Source organism: Hymenobacter ruber (assembly GCF_054783255.1).
In genome coordinates this window covers 470,328-492,058 of the sequence record NZ_BAAGQX010000003.1, presented here as the reverse complement: position 1 = coordinate 492,058, position 21,731 = coordinate 470,328, and the positions used below count along the sequence as shown (strand labels likewise).

Annotated in this window: 15 protein-coding genes; 11 read left to right on the top strand and 4 right to left on the bottom strand. The window is 59.7% G+C overall.

Going from position 1 to position 21,731, the window contains the following annotated elements:
• Positions 1 to 3,348, bottom strand: a complete 3,348-nt coding sequence (locus tag ACYVM5_RS09090) for a DUF7948 domain-containing protein (protein WP_460617807.1) — start codon at positions 3,346 to 3,348, stop codon at positions 1 to 3.
• Positions 3,349 to 3,453: 105 nt separating this feature from the next.
• On the bottom strand, positions 3,454 to 7,482 hold the full coding sequence (locus ACYVM5_RS09085) for a DUF7948 domain-containing protein (RefSeq protein ID WP_460617806.1): 4,029 nt from the start codon (positions 7,480 to 7,482) through the stop codon (positions 3,454 to 3,456).
• 198 nt (positions 7,483 to 7,680) lie between these two features.
• Here ACYVM5_RS09085 and ACYVM5_RS09080 point away from each other — a divergent pair, with 198 nt between their 5' ends.
• Entirely contained in the window at positions 7,681 to 8,733 is a 1,053-nt protein-coding gene (locus tag ACYVM5_RS09080) for a toxin-antitoxin system YwqK family antitoxin (protein ID WP_460617805.1), read from the top strand.
• 5 nt (positions 8,734 to 8,738) lie between these two features.
• Here the strand turns inward: ACYVM5_RS09080 and ACYVM5_RS09075 are convergent, their stop codons facing one another.
• Positions 8,739 to 9,098, bottom strand: coding sequence for a YraN family protein (locus ACYVM5_RS09075; RefSeq protein WP_460617804.1), 360 nt, complete (start codon positions 9,096 to 9,098; stop codon positions 8,739 to 8,741).
• A gap of 151 nt (positions 9,099 to 9,249) precedes the next feature.
• Between ACYVM5_RS09075 and lipB the strand changes: the two genes are divergently transcribed.
• From lipB to porN, 10 genes are all read left to right on the top strand, one after another.
• The gene (gene lipB / locus ACYVM5_RS09070; RefSeq protein WP_460617803.1) at positions 9,250 to 10,074 is read left to right on the top strand and encodes a lipoyl(octanoyl) transferase LipB; all 825 of its coding nucleotides are present in this window, start codon (positions 9,250 to 9,252) and stop codon (positions 10,072 to 10,074) included.
• A 49-nt stretch (positions 10,075 to 10,123) separates the two neighbouring features.
• A complete protein-coding gene (locus tag ACYVM5_RS09065) occupies positions 10,124 to 10,543 on the top strand; it encodes a hypothetical protein (protein WP_460617802.1) in 420 nt (139 codons plus the stop codon).
• A 57-nt stretch (positions 10,544 to 10,600) separates the two neighbouring features.
• Positions 10,601 to 11,683, top strand: a complete 1,083-nt coding sequence (locus ACYVM5_RS09060) for an MraY family glycosyltransferase (protein WP_460617801.1) — start codon at positions 10,601 to 10,603, stop codon at positions 11,681 to 11,683.
• A 13-nt stretch (positions 11,684 to 11,696) separates the two neighbouring features.
• Positions 11,697 to 12,890 carry a DUF4271 domain-containing protein gene (locus ACYVM5_RS09055; RefSeq protein WP_460617800.1) on the top strand — a complete coding sequence of 398 codons (1,194 nt, stop codon included), beginning with the start codon at positions 11,697 to 11,699 and terminating at the stop codon, positions 12,888 to 12,890.
• Between the two features lie 75 nt (positions 12,891 to 12,965).
• A complete protein-coding gene (locus tag ACYVM5_RS09050; protein WP_460617799.1) occupies positions 12,966 to 13,784 on the top strand; it encodes a uroporphyrinogen-III synthase in 819 nt (272 codons plus the stop codon).
• 187 nt (positions 13,785 to 13,971) lie between these two features.
• Positions 13,972 to 14,970: a PorP/SprF family type IX secretion system membrane protein gene (locus ACYVM5_RS09045; RefSeq protein ID WP_198075607.1), complete on the top strand. Its 999-nt coding sequence runs from the start codon at positions 13,972 to 13,974 to the stop codon at positions 14,968 to 14,970.
• Between the two features lie 248 nt (positions 14,971 to 15,218).
• Entirely contained in the window at positions 15,219 to 16,238 is a 1,020-nt protein-coding gene (porK, locus tag ACYVM5_RS09040) for a T9SS ring complex lipoprotein PorK/GldK (RefSeq protein WP_198069399.1), read from the top strand.
• Positions 16,239 to 16,315: 77 nt separating this feature from the next.
• Positions 16,316 to 17,122: a type IX secretion system motor protein PorL/GldL gene (gene porL / locus ACYVM5_RS09035; RefSeq protein ID WP_460617798.1), complete on the top strand. Its 807-nt coding sequence runs from the start codon at positions 16,316 to 16,318 to the stop codon at positions 17,120 to 17,122.
• A gap of 51 nt (positions 17,123 to 17,173) precedes the next feature.
• A complete protein-coding gene (gene porM / locus ACYVM5_RS09030) occupies positions 17,174 to 18,775 on the top strand; it encodes a type IX secretion system motor protein PorM/GldM (RefSeq protein ID WP_460617797.1) in 1,602 nt (533 codons plus the stop codon).
• Positions 18,776 to 18,833: 58 nt separating this feature from the next.
• Entirely contained in the window at positions 18,834 to 19,805 is a 972-nt protein-coding gene (gene porN, locus ACYVM5_RS09025) for a type IX secretion system ring subunit PorN/GldN (protein ID WP_460617796.1), read from the top strand.
• 70 nt (positions 19,806 to 19,875) lie between these two features.
• Here porN and uvrC read toward each other — a convergent pair whose 3' ends face one another.
• Positions 19,876 to 21,711, bottom strand: coding sequence for an excinuclease ABC subunit UvrC (gene uvrC, locus ACYVM5_RS09020; RefSeq protein WP_460617795.1), 1,836 nt, complete (start codon positions 21,709 to 21,711; stop codon positions 19,876 to 19,878).
• Positions 21,712 to 21,731: the final 20 nt, after the last annotated feature.

Genomic DNA, 21,731 nt, shown 5'->3' with positions numbered 1-21,731 from the left:
TTACCGCCGCACTTCTACCCAGCCTTTTAATTGCTGTCCATCGGGGTAAGTAATTAAATAATAATAAATACCGTCAGGCTGACCGTCGGCATTCCATTCGTCGTGGTAGGCCGCGGCCTCGAATACCTGCTGGCCCCAGCGCGAAAACATCTGGAGGCGGGGTGCACAGCCGGGGCCGAGCTGGAAGGTCTGGTTCTTGCCGTCGCCGTTGGGCGTGATGATGTTGGGCACCTTGCGTTCTTTCACTTCCACGGGCGGCGTGATTGCCGTGGTTTCGCAGCGGTCGAGGTTGTAGCGCAGCCGCAGGCGGGGCTGGTAGCTGCCGGGCGTGGTGTAGGTATGCACAGGGCTCACTTCGGTCGACTGCGTGCCATCGCCAAATTCCCAGACCACGGCGGGTGTTGAGGAGTTGCTTGAGCTAACCAGCGTGAAGCGCAGCGTAAGCGGAGCCAGCCGGGTTTCGGGGCAGGCCACGGGGGCCCAGCTGGCCTGCAACAGCGGCACGGGCGCTACCGATATGCGCCGGGTGGCCGTGCTGGCTCCCGAGCAGGTGACATTGGCAACGGTGTACGTCAGCATAGCGGTGCCCGTAAAACCAGCCGGTAACGTAAAAACGAAGCCCGAAGCCACGCTGCCCGTCACACCTAGCCCGCTGAACGTGCCCCCGGCCGGTGTGCCGCTCAGTCGGATGGGCTGCATGCTGCCGGCGCACAGCACGGTATCGGCCCCGGCCGTGAGCGGGGCCAGCACGGTGATGCGGCGGGTGCCAGTGGTGGTGCACAGGCCGGTGCCCGGCACCGTATAGGTCACGGTGTTTACGCCTATCAGTGCGAGCGTTGGCGTGAAGACGAAGCCCGAAGCCACGCTGCCCGACACGCCCGGCCCGCTGAATGTGCCACCCACCGGGCTACCCACCAGCGCTACCGGCCCGTTCGTGGTGCACAGCGTCTGCGCAGGACCGGCGTTGGCAATATTGGGCTGGAAGTTGAGTACAAACGCCGCATTGTTGCAGCCGGCGGCCCCGCCCAGCGCTCCGCTGTTGTTGGTAGTCGAATACGTATTGGCTTCGGGCGGAATGGGAAATCCATCGTAGGAAAAGCACGAGCAAACTGCCTGATAAACAATGCCACGCGGGTCGAAGCGCGAGGTGCCGCCGTCCACGTGCTCGCCTTCGCTATTAGGGTCCACGTTGCCGTAATAGGTGCCGTAAGTCAGGGAGGTGAGGCCGGCCGAAAACTGGGCCAGGTAGAAGTCGTTGCCATCGGTATTGGATTGCAGCGCGTCGGATGTCAGAGGCAGGCGGGTGGTGCTGCCGTTGCCTTCCTGGTAGGGGTTGTCCGCCGGGAAATCGGGCAGGTAGCGGCCGTTCACCATGCCGCCCCAGCCGCACACGTACACCCGGTCGCAGCGGTCGACGAGGAAGGCGGTGGGGTCGAGGCTCACCCGGCCCACATTGTCAGGGTCGAGGCTGCCGAAGGAGGTGGTCAGCAGGCTCTGGCCCAGGTTGGCGTCGAGCTTCTGGATAAACTGCGTGCCATTGGCCGTATGAAACAGGCCGGGCGTGGTGGGAAACTGGCCCAGCGTCTGGCCCAGCAGGTACACCCCGCCATCGGTACCAATTTGCAGGAAATAGGCCTGGTCGTAGCCGGCGGTGCCCACGTAGGTGGCGCGTAGCACGCTGGTGCCAGCGGCCGTGATGCGCACCGCAAAACCATCGACATCGCCAAACGTAGTGGCGCGGTAGGCCCCGGCCGTGGCCGGAAAATTGGCACTGGTGGTGCCGCCGGCCACGTACACATCGCCGCTGGTGGGCTCCAGCTGAATGGAATAAGCGGCATCGGCCCCGGTGCCGCCCAGGTAGCTGGCCCAGGTCAGGGCCGTGAGATTAGGGGCGAGCTTGCACACCACGCCATCGGAGGTGCCGCCGTGGTAGCCGCCCGCCAAGCCCCGTGCCACCGGAAAATCGGTCGAGGCCGTGTGCGAGGCGATGTACACGTTGTCGGCCGCATCCACCAGAATATCGCCTCGGAAAGGGTCGCCATAGTTGTGCACCAGCTGTTTCTGGCTGGCAAAAGGCGAGAGGTTAACGTTCAGCGGCAGTACGCCGTCGTTGCCGCTGCCGCCCAGATAGGTCGAGCCCACCAGGGCCGTGGCGTTGGCGTTCAGGCGCGTTACGATGAGGTCCGAACCGGTGGGCAGGTCGTAGGGCGGGCCAAAATTGCCAAACGGCTGGGCTGCCGTGCCGCCGCCAAAGGTGCGCTGAATGGCTCCAGCCGTGGTGGGGTAGTTGGTAGAGCCCGTCGAGCCCAGCACCAGCAGCTCGCCCTGACTATTCACCACCAGGCTATGGGGAAAATCGGGCCCGCTGCCGCCAATGTAGGTGGCCCATACCCGCGCCGCTGGCCCGTTCGCGCCGGTGTTGTACTTGATAATGGCAATGTCAATGAGCTGCGCAAACGTGGTCTGAAACGCGCCCGGACTGGCCGGGAAGCCCGTACTGAAGGCAATGCCGCCCGAGTAGAGGTTACCCTGTGCATCATAAGTGGCCGTGAAGCCCCAGTTGTTGGCCGTCGAACCGCTGTAAGTAGCAAATACCACCACCGGGTCGATGGTCAGCGGGCGAGAGGTATCGTAGTGGCCCAGGGCAAAACGCACGGTGCGCCCGGCCAGCACGTAGCGGCAGGGCACGGCCCGGCGTTGGCCGGCGGCATCGGTCTGCCAGGCCTGTGGGGCGCGCTCGGTGAGGTTGCCCACGCTGGTTTTCACCACGAGGTTGCCCTCACCGTCCAGGGTCAGGCCGTCAGCGCCGTCGTGGCGCAGGGCTATGGCGGCAGGGTTGGCCCCCGGAGCCAGCATAAAGTCATACTCCAGGCGCTGGTCGGTGCTCTCATACACCCGCGCCCCGATGCCGGGCCACAGCCCGGCGTAGCGCAGCTCGCGGTAGCTACGCACATCTGCGGCCCAGTGTTTGGGGTCGGCCCCGAGGAAATAGCTGCGGTGTTCGGTGGTGGGGGTTGCGGCCGTGAGTAGGGGATGGGCGGCGTTTTCGAAGTGCAGGGTGAGGGCGTGCCCCCGCACGACCTGGCTGGCCGGGGGGGTATCGCCGGCCGCGTGCCGGCCGTGGTGCGCCCGCGCGTCATCAGCCAGCAGGGCGAAGGTCAGGCCATCGGCTTCGGCAAAGAGGCGGCCGCCGGGCAGGGCTGCCGCGTAGCGGGCGTGGCCGTCCCACTGGCCTTTATTCTCAATGAACTCCAGCGTGTGGGTAGTGTGCTCATCGTATCCATTTGCCTGGGCAAAGCTGCTGAAGCCCGACAGTAGCCCCAACCCCAAGAGTAGCAATTGCTTCATGTGCGCTAATTGAAAAACAACGTGCTGATGAATACGAATAAAACACCGGCCAGCGGCCGCAACCGAGTAAATTGTCCGGCCAGTCCGGCCTTACCAAACCCGTTGCTACCGCCGTACTTCCACCCAGCCTTTGAGCTGATGGCCATCCGGGTAGCTGGCCAGGTAGTAATATACGCCGTCGGGCTGGCCCTCGGCGTTCCAGTCATCCCGATAAGCGGCGGCCTCAAACACCTTCTGGCCCCAGCGCGAGAATACCTGCAAGCGGGGCGGGCAGTCGGGGCCGAGCCGGAAGGCCTGGTTCTGGTTGTCGCCGTTGGGGGTGATGATGTTGGGAATCTTGCGCTCCTTCACTTCCACGGTGGGCAGGGTAGTTTGCGTTTCGCAGCGGCCCTGGTTGTAGCGGGTACGTAGGCGGGGCTGGTAGCTGCCGGGCAGGGCGTAGAGGTGAACCGGGCTGATGTCGGTCGACTGCGTGCCATCGCCAAATTCCCATATCACCCCGGTGTAAGTCATGCTTGAAGTACTGGCCAGCCGGAAGCGCACCGTGAGCGGGGCCAGCCGGGTTTCGGCACATATTTCGGGCGCCCACGACGGCACCATATCCGGCACCGGCGCGATGGATACCCGCCGGGTGGCCGTGCCCGTGCAGCCCACGTTGGCCACCGAATACGTCAGGTTGGCGAAGCCAGTGAGCCCGGCCGGCGCAAACTGGAAGCCCGTGGCGGGGCTGCCCGTCACGCCCGGCCCCGTCCAGATGCCGCCCGCCGGCGTGCCGCGCAGCCGGAAAGGCGTTGTGCTGCCGGGGCAAAGTACCGTATCGGCCGCCACCGCCACCACGGGCACGCCCGCCACCACCACGCTCAGCACCGCCGACACCGTGCAAGGGCTGTCGCCCACAGTATAGGTGTATTGATAGGTACCCACAAAGCCCTGCGGCAGCTGAAAGAAGTAGCCCGCCGCATCGAAGCCCACGCCCGGCCCGGTCCAGTAGCCGCCGGCCGGCGTGGCAGTCAGCCGCTGGCGCGTGAGCGTGGCCGTGCACAGGGCCGGCAGCGGCGTGAGGCTGATAACCGGCGTGGGCACCACCGTGAAAACGACGCTGTTGCTGGCCGTGCACGCCGCCGCCGTGGCTTGAGCCGTTGTGGTAGCTGTGTACACCAGCGTATTGGCGCCGGCCAGCCCGGCGGTCGGGGTAAATACGAAGCCTGTGGCGGGGCTGCCCGTTACGCCCGGCCCCGCCCAGGTACCGCCCGCCGGAGTGCCCGTCAGGGCCACGGGTGGCCCCGGCGTGCACACTCGCTGCGCTGCTCCGGCCGATACGAAGGCCACCCGAACCTGCTGCGTAATCGCCACGGTGCAGCCGTTAAAGTAAGTATAGGTCAGGGTGTGGGTGCCTGCGCCAGCCACCATGGGGTCGAAAGCTCCGTTCACGACTCCGGGCCCGCTGAAAGTGCCGCCGGCCGGGGTGCCCGACAGGGGTACCCGGGCCAGCACCGGGTCCGTAACCGCCCGGCAAAAAACGCCCGAGCCCACTGGCGCAAACGTGACCGTGGGCGGGCTGCCCACCGTAATGCGGCGGGTGCCGACGGTGGTGCATGTGCCCGTGCTGGCCACCGTATAGGTGAGGGTTTGCACCCCCAGCAGGGCCACCGAGGGCGTGAAAACAAAGCCCGTGGCTATGCTGCCGCTCACGCCCGGGCCGGTCCAGACGCCGCCGGCCGGCGTGCCCACCAGGCTTTGGGGGCCGGCCGTGGCGCACACCTGCTGGTCGGTGCCGGCGTTGGCAATGTCGGGCTGAAAGTTCAGGACAAAGGCGGCGTTATTGCAGTTGCCACTTCCATTGATTGTCGAAAAAGTATTGACGCCGCCCAAAATCGGAAAGCCTGAGCCGCTGCAGGAGCACACGGCCTGGTACACCACTCCGCGCGGGTCAAAGCGCGCCGTGCCACCGTCCACGTGGTCGCCGGTGCTGCCATTCCGGCCGTAGTAGGTGCCATACGCCAGCCCCGTGAGGCCGGCCGTGAACTGCGCCAGGTAAAAATCACTGCCATCGGTGGTGGGCTGAATGGCCCCGGCCGTGATGGGCAGGCCAAATGTCGAGCCATTGTTGCCCAGGTAAGAAACGCCGCTGTTCTGGTTAGCCCCGCCGCCCCAGCCGCACACAAACACCCGGTCGCACTGGTCCACCAGGAAGGCCGTTGGCGAAAGCGACACGCGGTTGGCATTGCGGGAATCGGTGCTGCCGAAGGCGGTAGAAATCAGGCTGCTGCTCAGGTCCGGTGCCAGCTTCTGCACGAACAAGGTGCCATTGGCTGTGCTGAAAGCACCCGGCGTTCGGGGGTAAGTGCCCAGCGTCTGGCCCAGCAGATACACGCCGCCATCGGAGCCCAGCTGCAGGAAGTGGGCCTGGTCGTAGCCCGGAGTGCCCACGTAAGTGGCCCGGCTCAGGCTGAGCCCATTGGCACTGATGCGGGCCGCGAAGCCGTCGATATAGCCGGGCGCAGCCGTTTGGTAGCTGCCGGCCGTGGTGGGAAAGTTGGTGCTGGTGGTGCCACCCGCCACGTATACATCGCCGGTGCCGGGCGCTACTTGCAGGGAGTACGCGGCATCGGCCGCGCTGCCCCCCAGGAAGCTGCCCCACACCAGCGCCGTCAGAGCAGGGTTGAGCTTGAGCACCAGGCCATCGGTGGCCCCGCCGTGGTAGCCGCCGGCCAGCCCCCGCGCCACCGGAAACCCGGGCGAGGCCGTGTGCGATGCCACGTACACATTATCAGTTGCATCCACCACAATGTCACCCCGAAAAGAGTCGCCGTAATTATTCACCAGCTGGGCCACCGTCGGAAACCGGTCGAAGGCTAAAAGCCCATCATTCTGGCTGCCACCTAGGTAGGTGGAGCCCACCAGGCCCGTGCCGGCGGCATTGAAACGGGTTATCACCAGGTCGGTGCCATTGGGCAGGCTGGCGGTGCTGCCACTGCCGTAGGGGTCGGCGGCGGTGCCACCCGCAAAGGTGCGCTGAATGGCTCCGGCCGTGGTGGGGTAGTCGAGGCTGGAGGTGATGCCCAGCAGCAGCAGCTCGCCCTGGCTGTTCACCACCATGCTGGTGGGATAATCGGCGCTGCCGCCGCCCAGATAGGTGGCCCATACCCGCGCCGCCGGCCCGCTTACGGCCGTGTTGTATTTGATGATGGCAATGTCAATGAGGCCCGCAAAAGAGGTGCGAAACGCGCCCGGGCTGGCCGGGTAGCCCACCCCAAACACGATACCGCCCGAATACAGATTGCCCTGCGCGTCATAAGTCGCCGTGAAACCCCAGTTATCGGCTGTCGAGCCGGTATAGGTTGAAAACACCACCACTGGGTCAATCGTCAACGGCTGCCGTCGGTCATAATTCCCCAGCGCAAAGCGGACGGTGCCATCAGCTGCCAGCCGGTAGCGGCAGGCCACCGGGTGGCGCTGGCCGGCGGCATCGGTCTGCCAGGCCTGCGGGGCGCGCTCGGTGATGCGGCCCACGCTGGTTTGCAGCTGCAGGTTGCCTTCGGCGTCGAGCTGCACCTTGTCGGCCCCGTCGTGGCGCAGCACAATGACCGCCGGGTCGGCCCCGGCGGCCAGCTCAAAATCATATTCCAGCAGTTGGTCAGCACTTTCATACACCTGCGCATCCACGCCGGGCCATAGGCCGACGTAACGCAGCTGGTGGTAGCCGCGCACGTTCTGGGCCCAGTGTTTCGGGTCGGCGCCCAGCAAATAGTTGCGCCGGTCGGCGGAGGCCTCGGCGGGCACCAGCCGGGCGGTAGGGGCCGCGCCCACAAACCGCAGCGTCGTGGCATGCCCCCGAATGAGCGAATCGGCCGGGGTAGCGGGCGCATTGGCGGGCTCGGGGTGGGCAGCTGCGCCGTGGTGGGCCAGGGCGGGCGCATTAATCAGCGCAAAGGTGAGGCCATCGGCCTCGGCAAAGAGGCGGCCGTTGGGCAGCGCGGCGGCGTAGCGGGCGTGGCCGTCCCATTGGCCTTTGTTTTCAATAAATTCGAGCGTTGGGTTGGCCGAAGCTGGAGGATTTGCGGGCTGCGCATGCGCAGCAGTGGGCAGTTTGCTGAGCAGTAAGGCGGCCGCTAAGGGTAGCAGTAGCTTCATTGAAAAATTGGGGAAAGGAATTGGAACTGGTAAAGATAAAGTGCTAAGCTGCCGAATGCCGGACGGCACCTTCGCGCTCTGCCATCCGCCGCCATGCGGGCTGGGTTAGCCCCTATTTTTCTGTTTCAGGACCGCGCCTCGTGGGCACCAAATCGCCCTACCTTTGCGTTGATGCCGCGAAAATATCCCGTGCGATTCATGCGTATTATTAGTCTGTGGCTCCGGCCGCTACGCTTTCTGGCCCTGGCCCTGGTGCTTACGCTGCTGCCCTGGGCCTGCACCCGCAAAGCCGTTTCCTTCAACAGCAACCCCGAGCAGCCCGTGCTGGCCGCGCTCGGCACCGATACGCTCACCCGTACCGGCGACTCGCTCAACGGCAAGCCTTCGCTCAGCACGGCCCGCAAGGTGGTGCTCACCAAGGAGCAGGAAAAGGCCGCCAAGGATGCCGAAAAGGACACCCAGCGCAAATCGAAAAAGAAGAAGAAAAACGTCTTCCTGGGCGAGAAGATAAAGCGTGCTTTCGTGAAAAGAGGCCCCAAGGGACGCAACCAGGAAATTGCCATTTTCTACTTCCTGAAGTACCCCCGGCCGCTGAGCGCCTACGCGCCGGCCTATTATTACTACGACACCAAGAAGCACAAAATCCTGAAGCTGGCCGAGATTCCGGAGGATGCCGCGAACCTGAAAATTCTGCACGGCCCCTATAAGGTGATGCAAAACAACAAGGTGCTCGAAACTGGCTACTACGCCCTCGGCACCCGCCACCTGCGTTGGGAGAAGTTTGACAAAAACGGCGTGCTGCTGAGCAAAACCCATTACGAAATGGGCTTCCCGCGCGATGCCAACGTGAGCTACTATGGCGAAGACCGCAGCCTCATCAACGAAGTAGTGCCCTACGTAAACGGCAAGCTGGAAGGCGATTACGCTAAATTTCTCATCAACGGCCAGCCCGACTGGCGTGGCCAGTTCGAAAACGGCAAGCGCATCGGTACTTGGACTAAGTACTGGGGCTTCCGGGGCCGCCGTCGCTACGAGTACCAGTACGCCGAAACCGGCTACGACCCCGAAGTAACCGAGCCCGAGCTGGTGCGTGAGTACAACCGCAACGCCGTCCTCATCTACGACAAGGAAAAGAACATCGACAAGCGCGGCCAGCCCGACGTGGAGGACCGTCCCGGCCAGCACCGGCCCACCGTGGCCCCGCGCACCGTGCCCCGCGCCCCGGCCAAAGTGCAGCCCAAGCGCCGGTAAGGACGTTAGTAAAACGCGTCCTCGAAATGTTCGATGCGGAAGCCCTGGCTGAGCAGGGTCAGCGCCAGAATATCGAACCGGATATCGCCGCGCCAGTCCAGTTCTTCCTGCAAGTGCGTGGCCGCAAGACGGAACAGCTCCTTTTTGCGGGCCGACACGAACGTTTCAGGCGGGCCGAACTGGCCGGACGAGCGAGTCTTTACTTCCGCAAACACCAGTAGCTCTGAGCCGCGCCGCAGCACCAAGTCCACCTCGGCCCGGCCGTGGCGGTAGCCGCGCGCCAGTACCTCGTAGCCCTGAGCCAGGAAGTAATCAGCGGCGGCTGTTTCGCCGGCCTGGCCTAGTTCGTGAGGAGCGTGGGCCATAAGTTGAACTGTGGTGATAGCAGGAATGGGAGAGGGGCAAGCGCCGTGCAAGCTAGCGGTTTGGTCGGCGCCCGCCAACAACTGTGCAGCGGGTCAGGCTAAAGCTTACCGCGCTTAGTACCTTTGTGTCCCGTTTCATCAACCCCAACCCATGGCTTCCTTCGTAGAACAGTTCCCCCCGCAACTGCTCGACGCCGCCGCTCCAGACGACGCCCGCTCCGCTCCTAACCGGCAAGTGCACGTGCAGCGCCTGGGGCTGGTCGACTACGTGCCCACCTGGCAACTCCAGGAGCAACTCATGGATGCCACCCTGGCCATTAAGGTCCGGAACCGCGCCGCCGAAACCACCGGCGAAGCCCTCCAGCCCACCCCCAACCACTTGTTGCTCTGCGAGCACCCGCATACCTACACCTTAGGTAAAAGCGGCAAGCCCGAGCACCTGCTCCTCGACGAAGCCGCCCTCACGGCGCACGAAGCCAGCTTCCACCGCATCAACCGCGGCGGCGACATCACCTACCACGGTCCCGGCCAGCTGGTGGGCTACCCCATCCTCGACCTCGATAATTTCCGGCCCGACATCCACTGGTACCTGCGCGTGCTGGAGGAAGCCGTCATCCGTACCCTGGCCGAATATGGCCTGAACGCCGGCCGCATCGCCGGCCTCACCGGCGTGTGGCTCGACTGGGAAGAAGGTGCATCCAACCCGCGCAAAATCTGCGCCCTCGGCGTGAAGTGCAGTCGCTGGGTCACGCTCCACGGCTTCGCCCTCAACGTCAGCCCCGACCTTTCATATTTCGGCCACATCGTGCCCTGCGGCATCACCGACAAAGCCGTGACTTCTTTGGCCCAGGAATTGGGTGGCGCTGCCTCTGTGTCCGTCGCCGAAGTGCAGGAGCGCCTGCTGCCCCATCTGTTGGCCCTGCTCGGTGCACAGACCGCTACGTTTTCCTCCTCCGATTCCAATTCTGCCGAATAGCGAAGGCAGGGCCCAAGCCCCCAGCCGCTCCTAATCTGCCTGACCCCTCATGAAGCAAGACATTTCTTTTGACCCCGTAGAAGGCGTTTCGGTAGCCGTAGTGCCCGCCGAAGACAATGCCCTCACGCCCGACGGTCTACCCATTTGGCAGGTCTACCTGCTCAATCACAATGCTTTTCCCCTGGAAAACGTCATCGTCAACGCCAACGGCTACAGCCAGCCCGAGGACGGCGAGAAAGTGCGAACTTCCACTCTGCGCTACCTCTTCGAAGTAGTGCCGCCCCATTCCGCCGTGCCCATCGAACCGCTCGATTCGGCCCTGTTGCACCTCAACAATCAGTACTGGGTGAGTTACTACCACGGCCCCAAAATCTTCGACAAAAAATTCATCTTCGTGCCCGATTCCATCGTGCCCGACAACTTTACCCACATTGCCCTGCTCGACCGCGTGGGCGTATTACATAGCTAAACGCGTTGCCCTGGCCGCCAGCCAGGGCTTCTCTCCGTTCTTTTACTGTATTGTCATATGACTCATTTCGATATTCCATTAGGGCTGTCCTGGATGTGGGCACTGCTGGTGTCCCTGTTCGCGGTGCCGTCCATCATTTACATTGCCCACCTCAAAAACATGCTCGATACGCCCAATGGGCGCACCGTGCACCAGTCCCTCACGCCGCGCCTGGGCGGGGTAGCCGTGTTTGCGGGCTTCATGTCGGCCCTCACCATCTTCGCGCCCCTCGAAAACGGCGTCAAGGAGCTACTGGCCGGCTGCATCATCCTGTTTTTTGTGGGGCTCAAGGATGACCTGGTAGGTATGTCTGTCTCCAAAAAGTTCGTGGGCCAGCTCCTGGCCACCGGCATCGTGATGATAATGGCCGATGTGCGCCTCACCAGCTTCCAGGGCATCCTCGGCATCGGTACGCTGCCCGTGGGCATCAGCTACGCCTTCACCTTCTTCGTGATTGTGGGCGTCACCAACGCCATCAACCTCATCGACGGCCTCGACGGTCTGGCCGGCACTATCGTGCTGATTATCTGCAGCACATTCGGCTATTATTTCTACCAATACGGCGGGGCCAGTTACGGCAACTATGCCTACGTAGCCGTTTGCCTCATAGGCGGCCTGCTGGGTTTCCTGCGCTACAACTTCCACCGGGCCCCCATTTTTATGGGCGACACCGGCTCGCTCGTCTGCGGCTTTATTGTGTCGGTGCTGGCCATTCAGTTCATCGAGATGGGCCTGCGGGTCGGCCAGCCGTTCGGTTCCTCGTCGCCGTCGGTGGCCGTGGGTATTCTGTTCGTGCCGCTGTTTGATACGCTGCGCGTGTTCTCGCTGCGCATGGCGGCCGGCAAGTCGCCCTTCTCACCCGACAAAAACCATATTCACCACCGCATCCTGGCCATGGGCTTCCAGCAAATCAGCACCGTGCTGCTGCTGGGCCTGCTCAATATTCTGGTCACGCTCTCCGTTATTCAGTTCGCCTACCTCGGCAATACGGTGCTTATCAGTGCCCTGGCTGTTTTCTCCGCCCTGCTGAGCATTTTCTTCGGAGTGTATCAAAGCCGCATTTCCCGCCGCCAGCTGCTGGCCGCCGAAAGCAGCAATTAGCAGATAGGCATAAATGAACACCCCGGGCTTGTGGCGCATGAGGTGGCTGCTGGCCATCGGTCTATGGCTGGCTTTCGCAGCCAGTCCGGGCTCTGTGCGCGCCAGCGAGTACCGCCAGCTTCCCCCGGCCTCCCCAACCTCCCTCTCCACCGACTGGCTCATCCACGATGCCGGCCGCAACCGCCTCATTTTCTACCTGCCCGGCTATCACCAGCCGGCCCATGCGTATTACCAGTGGGTGCGCGTCAGCCACACACAGTCCTTCCCGCTGTCATTCGCCGCTCAGCGCGGTCTTAGCCTTTTTATTGATAATCAGCTGATATTCACGGCTCGCACAGCTGGTAACTATTCGCTCGACCTGGGCCAACTGCTGCCTCCCAATCTGCCTTCCGGCAAACATCTGCTCGCCGTATGGCAGCCCGATGGCTCTCCCGCTCTGGCCTCATTCTCGGGCGTGAGCAACACCCCCACCGGTGCCAGCCAGTCCGCCAAAGCCAGCTCCGGCCAAGCCCAGCCCCGCTTGCCCGGCCCCCAGGGCCAAAACGTTTATCTGGGTTTTCTTCTCGTGCTGGGCCTGTGTTACGGGGCCGTGCGCACCACCTACCAGCCCGGCATGGCACGCATCTTTCAGCTTGATGAATTGTTCGGCCGCAACAGCGACCAGCAAGCCTTCCTGACCAAGCCCGCCTTTTCGCTGCTCAACCTGTTATTGGTTTTGCTCTTTGCCCTGTCGTTTGCGCTGCTTCTCACCGCCATCCACACCGACCTGCAAAACCTGCCCCTGCTCCGCCGATTCTTCGACGTGCCCGAAACTGCCATCGTCGCCCGGGTACTGCTCTACACGGCCGTCATTACTTCCTTTGTTTTCGGCAAGTATCTGTATGTCAAAATTATGGGCTACATCTTTGGTCTCGAGCCTTTGGCCGATATTCAGTACCGAGAGTTCCTGCGCACCACCTTATTGGCCGGTTTGTTCCTACCGCTGGTGCTGCTGCTCTACCTCAGCCTCAACGGCAGCTGGCCCCACACCGTGGCCTGGGCGGCCAGCGCTGCTATTGGCGTTTTGCTGGTCGGCGCAGTGTTGCGGGTAGCCCGCACCTTGCACCACTACGCCTCCCTCCTGAATCTACATTTGTTTGCTTATCTTTGTGCTACTGAAGTACTGCCTTTATTGGTTTTACTTAAACTTATTGTTTTTACGTATTGATTGTCTTCATCCGGCAGTTTCGTTCAGCTCCTTTCGTCTCTCTTATTGTCCTAAGCATTACCCTTTCCTACCTGTATGGCCGATAGTGCAGATAAGCCGGGCACAGGCCGGCATGCCAAGCGCATAAGCAGCATTCTGGTTACCCAGCCCAAGCCCACCACCGACGTTTCCCCCTACTTTTCCATTGCCGAGAAATACGGTATTAAAGTAGATTTCCGGGAGTTTATTGATGTGCAGCCCGTGTCCTATAAGGATTTTCGGAAGGATAAAATCAATATTCTGGAATACACGGCCGTAATCTTTACGAGCCGCAACGCCGTCGACCACTTCTTCCGGATTTGTCAGGAAGCCAAGCTGGAAATGCCGGCAGAAATGAAATATTTCTGTATTTCTGAACAGACCGCCAATTACCTTCAGAAGTACATTGTCCTGCGCAAGCGTAAGCTGTTTGTAGGCGAGCGCACGGCCGCCGATTTGTTCGACGTCATCAAGAAACACAAGGGCGAAAAGTTCCTGTACCCCTGCTCCGACATCCGCAAGGATGACCTGCCGGTATTCATGCGGGCCAACAATCTCAAGTTTTCGGAGGCCGTCATCTACCGCACCGTCGCCAGCGACTTGTCCGACCTCTCGGACGTGAAATACGACAGCATTGCGTTTTTTAGCCCTTCCGGAATCAGTTCGCTCTTCATCAACTTCCCCGATTTCGTGCAGGATGGCACCCGCATTGCCGCCTTTGGCCCCACCACGGCCAAAGCCGTCATCGACGCCGGCCTTATCCTCGACATCGAAGCGCCTCACCCCAACGCGCCTTCCATGACCGGGGCCATCGAGGCCTACATTCGGCGGCACGCCCAAACCGATGTCGGAAAGCCGAACGCCAAAAACGCTTAGCCCAACGTAGCGTTTTCGTAAGCAACTGAGAACCGGCGCAACCCACCATTGCGCCGGTTTTTTTTGCCCGAGTTTTTTAGAGCCGGTTTTTCCCTTACATTTGGAAGCTGTTCTTCTACACTGTGCCCACCCCCGCACTTTTTCGCACACCCACCTCCCTCTTCTTTCACCATCACCACCCCGCCTTATGAAAGGAACGTTACTCGTTACTCTGCTGCTCACGGCTGCGGCTGGCTCGGCGCTTGCCCAACAGCAGCCCCAGTTCACGCATTACGGCTTGAATGGCATGTATTTGAACCCGGCTTATGCCGGTATTAAAGGTCAAGGAGAAGTAAACCTCATCGGCCGCTACCAGTACTACAACTACAACGGCACTTTCGACGGTAACAACGGTTCGCCGCGGACGGGCATGATTACCGTTTCGCTGCCCATCTTGGCGCTCAACGGCGGCGTTGGCCTGTCCGTGTACTACGACCAAGTAGGCCAGTCGAAAATGACTAATACGGCTCTCTCGTACTCGCAGCACGTCAAGCTGGGTTCGGGCAAGTTGGGCTTCGGTATTCAGGGCATCTATACCTACCTGAGCAAAGGCACCTATATCGCCATCGACGCGAACGACGTGAACGTGCCCAGCGGTGCTTCCGACAGCAAGTTCGATGCCGGTGCGGGCGTTTGGTACGAGTCACCAAAGTTCTATGCTGGCCTCAGTGTCAACAACCTGCTGCGCTCGGAGTATTCCTTCAAGAGCGCCGGTACTGCCGGTACCCCCAGCAAGTACATCGCGGAAAATCACGCCTACTTCACGGCTGGTTACAATATCGAAGCCTCGTCTTCCGTTGTAGTAACTCCGATGGTGCTCGCGAAAGCAGTATTGCCGGGCGATTTCTCCAGCTCAAGCAAATTTAACAACTCTAAGAACTACTCTTTCGAAGGCGGCGTTCGTGCCACCATTGATGACAAGTACTGGATTGGTGCTAACTATCGCACTGAGGAATCCGTTTCAGGACTTCTTGGCTTAAGCTTTGCAAAGGATAACGCCGTGCGTTTGGGCTATGCGTTCGACTTCATTGCCTTCAACCAGGATGCCCGCGCGTTCAGCTCGCACGAAATTATGCTCTCCTACCGCTTGCCCAAAGCGACGATTAATACCCGGCCAGCCATTCGCACGCCTCGTTATAGCTTCTAATTCTCCTATTTCTTATCTTGTACTCAGGATGAGCATTGTCCTATTCAGTTAGGATAAAATTTAGTCGGCCTCGCAAGGAATAAAACGGATTAACCGAGTTATTTACGCTATTCAGCGTGTTTACCCTCAATTTGGTCGCCTTTTGCGGAAGGCAGGTATTGCACCGCGACCTAAAAAAGTGTAGATTTGCCAGCCCATCCAAATGTACTTTAGCGGTATCGGCAATTAAAACAGAATTTTTAACTCTCATGAACAAGCTTCTAGCACTATCCCTTTTCGCTATTTCCGGGGCATTATTAGGCGGGTGTGGATTTGGCAAAGGCCCTACGGGTGACCTCGTTGGTTCCGAAGACCGTCCGTTCTTTAATCCTCAGGAAGTTCCATTTGGAATGGTACCCTGTCCAGGAGGCACGTTTCACATGGGCCAAACCGACCAGGACATTTCCGCGTCGATGGTGAACATGAACAAGCAGGTAACCATCGCCGGCTTCTACATGGACGAAACGGAGATTACCAACAACGAATACCGCCAGTTTGTCGATGCCATCAAACAGGACTCTTTGGATGTTCTGGGCGAAGAGTATGTGATGACCGAACTCTACCCCGACACTACGGTGTGGGTGCGTGACTTCACCTACCACATGGGCGACCCACTGCTGGAGTACTACTACACGCACCCCGCCTTCGATGATTACCCGGTGGTAGGTGTCGATTGGTTTGCTGCAAAGTATTTCTGCAACTGGCGCACCAAGTTCCGCAACGCCGCCCGCGAAGAAACCGGTTCGGCTGCTGACCCGAACTTTCGTTTGCCTTCCGAGGCTGAATGGGAGTACGCTGCTCGTGGCGGCCGTGACTTGGCTACGTACCCCTGGGGCGGCCCTTACCTGCGCAACAGCAAAGGCTGCATGTTGGCCAACTTTAAGCCTGGCCGTGGCGACTATGCTTCCGACGGTTTCGCTTACACTTCGGAAGTGGGTTCGTTCTTCCCCAACGATTTTGGCCTGTACGACATGGCGGGCAACGTTTCGGAGTGGTGTGATGATGCATACATGGAAGCTTCGGTACCCGTTGTTTGGGACTTGAACCCGACCAACCCGGACGACAACGAGCCCCGCAAAGTGGTGCGTGGTGGTTCATGGAAAGACATTGCGTACTTCCTCGAAACCGGTACCCGCAATTTCGAATACCAGGATTCGGCTCGTTCCTACATTGGCTTCCGTTGCTCGATGATTCAAATCGGCATGGGCACGAACAGCTCCCTCAACTAAGATTTCAAACGGCTGACGCCATCTTTTAACCACCCTCCCCCCACACCTTCTTCAACCTCTTTCAATCGTTAATCCTCATGGCAGCTAAAAGTTTTCTCTATGATTCGCTGATGCCCAAAATCTACGGCATCGGTGCAGCCGTTGTAATTGTTGGTGCATTGTTCAAAATCGAACACTGGCAGGGTGCCGACATCATGCTGATTGTGGGTCTGGGAACGGAAGCCGTTATCTTCTTCCTCAGCGCTTTCCAGCCCCAGGCACACGAGCCCGATTGGGCATTGGTGTACCCGGAATTGAATGATGGCTATGACCCGTCGACCAGCAGCCGCCAGGTAGGTGGTGCCAATGATGCCAAAGGCCTCACGATGAAGCTGGACGATATGCTGAAAAATGCTAACGTAACCCCGGAGGCTCTCAGCAGCCTGGGCCAGGGCCTGAACCGCCTCAGCACCACTACTTCGCAGATGTCGCAACTGGGCGAAGCTGCTAACGTGACCGACGAGTACACCAAGAAAGTGCGCTCGGCCGCTGACTCGCTCGACAAAATCAACGTGGCTTACGGCAACACGGTAGAAGCTATTTCGGCCATGTCGAATGCTACTTCGGATGCCAAAGAGTACCACATGCAGGTGCAGAACGTGACCAAAAACCTGGGCGCGCTGAACGCTGTGTACGAAATGGAATTGCAGGATGCCAACACGCACCTGAAGTCCATGAACCAGTTCTACGGTACGCTGAGCAAGGCTATGGACAACATGACCCAGGCCGGCAAAGACACCGAGCAATTCCAGAAGCAAGTATCTGACCTGACGGGCAACCTGACCTCGCTGAACCGGGTGTACGGCAACATGCTGAACGCCATGCGTGCCCCGGCCCAAGCCTAAGCACTACCAGCGCATCAGATAGTTCTCATCCAATTTTAGCGGAAACAGATAATGGCAGGCGGAAAAGAAACCCCGCGGCAGAAGATGATTGGCATGATGTACCTCGTGCTAACCGCTCTTCTGGCGCTCCAAGTGAACTCAGCGATTCTGCTGAAGTTCAAGTTCATCGACGACAGCTTGATTGACGTCAATGGCAAAACGAACCTGGCGGCTGATAATACCGTGAAAGGTATTCAGGCAGCTGTGGACAAGAACCACAACATGGCCAGCGACGTGGCTGTGCTGAAGCAAAGCGAAGAAATCCGGACCAAAACGAAGGCAATGATTGCCTATCTGCAGGACGTTCGCGACAAGCTCATCGCTGGCACGGGCAACGTGAAGGGCTCGCCCGACTTTAAAGACCCGGACGCCAACAACAAAGTGATGCCCATCATGCTGGGCGGCAAAAAGAATGGTTTGGCTTACCCGCTGAAGGCGGAGTTGAACAACTACTCGACCTTCATCAAGACCTACGTGCCAAACGCGACTCCGCTGGCACTGGACGGCCGGGAAGATGCGCGTATCATCAACTCCAAGGAGCACACCACCATGGAGCAGCGCAATAAGGATTTTGCTGAGCTGAACTTTGAGAACACACCGCTGGTAGCTGCCTTGGCAGTACTGTCGCAGAAGGAAACAGCTGTGCTGAAGCTGGAAGCTGACGCACTGTCGGAGCAGGCTAAGAAAGTAGGTGCCAAAATCGTTTCGTTCGACAAAATTGGTGCTTTCGCTAGCGCTGAGTCGAACACGGTGGCTGCTGGCACTAAGTACAAAGCCGAACTTTTCCTGACTGCTTCGGCTACTGGCCTGCAGCAGAAAATGGCGTTGAATGGCTCGCCCATTCCGGTTGGTCCTGATGGCCACGGCAAGATTGAATTCACGGCTCGTCCGGGCAACTTCGATGCTTCGGGTAATGCCAAGGCTTCTTGGACTGGCACCATCCGTTTCAATCAGAACGGCCGCGACACGACCTTTACCAAAAAGGTAGAGTACACCATCACCAAGCCGGTGATGCAGATTCAGTCAGCTTCGGTGCAGGCCCTGTACTTCAAGTGCGGCAACAAGCTAAACGTTTCGGTGCCGGCTTTGGGTGCTCAGTACAAACCTAGCTTCTCGGCTTCGGGTGCTTCGGCTATCCAGGGTGCGAAGGTTGGCGATGTGACGCTGATTCCGAACTCGAAGGAAGTTACCCTGAACGTTAGCAGCGGTGGCAATGCTATTGGCTCGCAGACTTTCCAGGTGCGTCCTATTCCTAAGCCTACCGTTGAATGCTGGGTAGGTGGCCGTCAGGCCAACGAGAAGCAGGGTACCCCCGGTACGGCTGTTCGCTCGCTGAACCTGCGCGCTATCCCGGATGCCGGCTTTGCTACCTTCCTGCCCGATGACGCGAAGTTCCGCGTATCGCGCTACGAAGTGACGCTGGTACGTGGCCGTCGTCCGGCTCTGCCGACGAAAACCATCACTGGCCCCACGGCTGACCTGAGCGATGTGGTGAATGCCTACCGCGACGGTGACCGTCTGTACATCGAAGTGAAAGAGGTGCAGCGTCAGACCTTCCAGGGCAACGTGGAACCGGTGAGCGTTTCGAAACAGTTCAACATCCCGCTGCTATAATATTTGTGCTGTAGTCACGTTAGCGAACTATCTTAAAATCAATTTGCTTTTGCCCGTTATGAAATCCATTCACACCTTGGCCGCCATTGCGGCGGGCCTGTCGCTTTCCCTCTCGGCTTCGGCCCAGGAGCAAGCCACTACGGCGAGCAGCACGGGCTCGCACCGGCCGATTCCGCCGTCGGACCAAATGTTTCGCAAGAGCATCTGGCGGCAGGTAGACCTGCGCGAGAAGCAGAACAAGCCCATGTTTTCCGAAGGCAAGGAAATCAGCCGGGTGATTCTGGAGGCTGTGAAGCGTGGCGAATTGCAGGCATACAAAAATGATTCGCTGACGTCTACGTTTAACCCTCAGGAAATCTCGTCCAACATGTCATATGCCGATGAGGCGGTGAAGTTGAGCGACGAGGAGAAGGCTGCTGGTTTCAGCCAGGCCGACCTGGGCGGTGGCGGTGATGACTGGGGCGCTCCTAAGAAGAAAACCACTGGTGCTAAAACGGTTCGTCAGCCCAAGATTGGCCCTAACGGCAAGCCGATGAAGGACAAGAAGGGCAAAACCATTTATGAGACCGTAGCAGTTGCTCCGGTAGCCCCGCCAGCACCTCCCGCCAACCTGTACCGGTACAAGGACCTGTATGAGATGGAGTTGAAGGAAGATATGATTTTCGACAAGAAACGGTCGCGGATGTATCACGACATTAAGTCCATTGGTCTTTTCGTTCCTTCGACGTTGCCTGCCAACACTTCGGGCATTGAAAAGCCGATTGGCTACTTCAAGTACAGCGACTTGGTGAAGGTGTTCCGCAATAATCCGCAGAATGCCATCTGGTTCAATGCCGAGAATGATGCGCAGCACAAGAACCTCGCTGATGCGTTTGAACTGTGGTTGTTCAACTCCTACATCACCAAAGTGTCGAACGCTGGCGACAGCCGTCTGGATGATATCTACGGTGGTGCTCAGCAGGGCATCCTGGCTGCTCAGCAGACGGCGGCTGACCTGGTAGAGTACGAGTACAACCTGTGGAGCTTCTAGCCTCACTTGGTTACTAAAGCGAAAAGGCCACCGCAGCAATGCGGTGGCCTTTTTATTTGGTGACATTTGCTTAAGCCGGAAGTTGGCGTGGGGGCATGGGGTGGGAGGGGGCATCGTGCTCGGCAAAGTAGGTTTGGAGGATTTTAGCTTTGGCTTTGCCTACTTCGGCGACTAGCTCGGACTCGCTGAGCTCGCGGATTTTCTTGACGGACTTGAACTTGTTGAGGAGCTTGTCGGCGGTGACGGGGCCGAGGCCTTTAACATCGGTGAGCTCGGTTTTGAGGGTGCCGGCGTCGCGGCGGGAACGGTGGAAGGTGATGCCGAAACGGTGCACTTCGTCGCGCATGCGCTGGAAGAGGCGCAGAGACTCGCTTCGTTTGTCGATGTAGATAGGGAGCGGGTCGTTGGGGACGTAGATTTCTTCGAGGCGCTTGGCGATGCCGATGACGGACATCTGGCCCCAGAGGTTGAGGTCTTTCAGGGCCTTGACGGCCATACCGAGCTGGCCCTTGCCGCCGTCGATGATGATGAGTTGGGGCAGACTGGCACCTTCGTCGACTAGGCGGCGGTAGCGGCGGGTGACGACTTCGTACATGGTATCGAAGTCATTGGGGCCGACGACGGTTTTGACATGGTAATGGCGGTAGTCTTTCTTGCTGGGCTTGGCGTTGCGGAAGCAGACCATGGCCGAGACGGGGTTATCGCCCTGGAAGTTGGAGTTGTCGAAGCACTCGATGTGCTTGGGGAGTTCGGTGAGGCGCAGGTCCTTTTTGATGGTTTCCATGATGCGCACCTCGTTCACGTCCTTGCTCTTCTCGTTCATGCTTTCCTTTTCCTTGCGGGCGTAGAGCACGTTTTTGATGGCTAATTCGAGCAGCTTGCGCTTGTCGCCGATTTGGGGAACGGTGAGGGTGGTGCCAGGCAGCGGGAGTGACACGGCCACGTTGGTGAGGATTTCCTTCGACTCGCTTTCAAATTCCTGGCGGAGCTGCATGATGAGCGGGGCAAGGATTTCGGCGTCATCCTCGTCGAGCTTTTTGGTGACTTCGAGGGATTGGGTGAGGATGATGCTGCCGTTCATCACTTTTAAATAGGTGATGAAGCCCGATTTCTCGTTGCTGGCGATGGCGAAGACGTCGATGTTGGTGAGCGTGTCCGAGACGATGGTGGACTTGGCCTGGAAGGCTTCAAGCTTATCGAGCTTGACCTTGAAGGCGTGGGCCAGCTCGTACTGCATTTCCTGGGCGGCGGCGCTCATGCGCTCCTTGAAGTACTGCTTGGGGATGCGCAGGTCGCCGTTGAGGATATTGCGGATTTGCTGGATGTAGCCGTTGTAGGTGGCTTCATCCTCCTTGGCGATGCAGGGGGCGTTGCAGTTGCCGATTTGGAGCTCGAGGCAGGGCTTAAACTTGCCGGCTTCGACGTTGGCGGGGGTGAGGTTGTAGTTGCAGGTGCGCAGGGGGTAGAGGGCGCGGATGAGCTCCAGCAGGACGTTGAGGGCGGTGCCGTTGGCGTAGGGGCCGTAGTAGCGCGAGCCGTCGTTTATCTTGTTGCGGGTGGGGATGAGGCGGGGGAACCGCTCGTTGGTGAGGCACAGGAAGGGGTATGTTTTGCCGTCCTTGAGCAGGATGTTGTACTTGGGCTGGTGCTGCTTGATGAGGTTGTTTTCGAGCAGGAAAGCATCGGATTCACTGTCGACAATGGTAAACTCGAGCCGCTTGATATTGCGGACCAGTTGCTGCGTTTTCTTGTTGTGGTCCTGCTTGGTGAAGTAGCTGCTTACACGCTTGCGCAGGTCGATGGCCTTGCCCACGTAGATGATGCCCTCGTCGTCGAAATACTTGTAGACGCCGGGCTTGTGGGGCAGGGCGGAGATTTGGGCTTGTAGTTCGGGGTTGGCGGCCATAGCGCAGAGTTAGACAGACG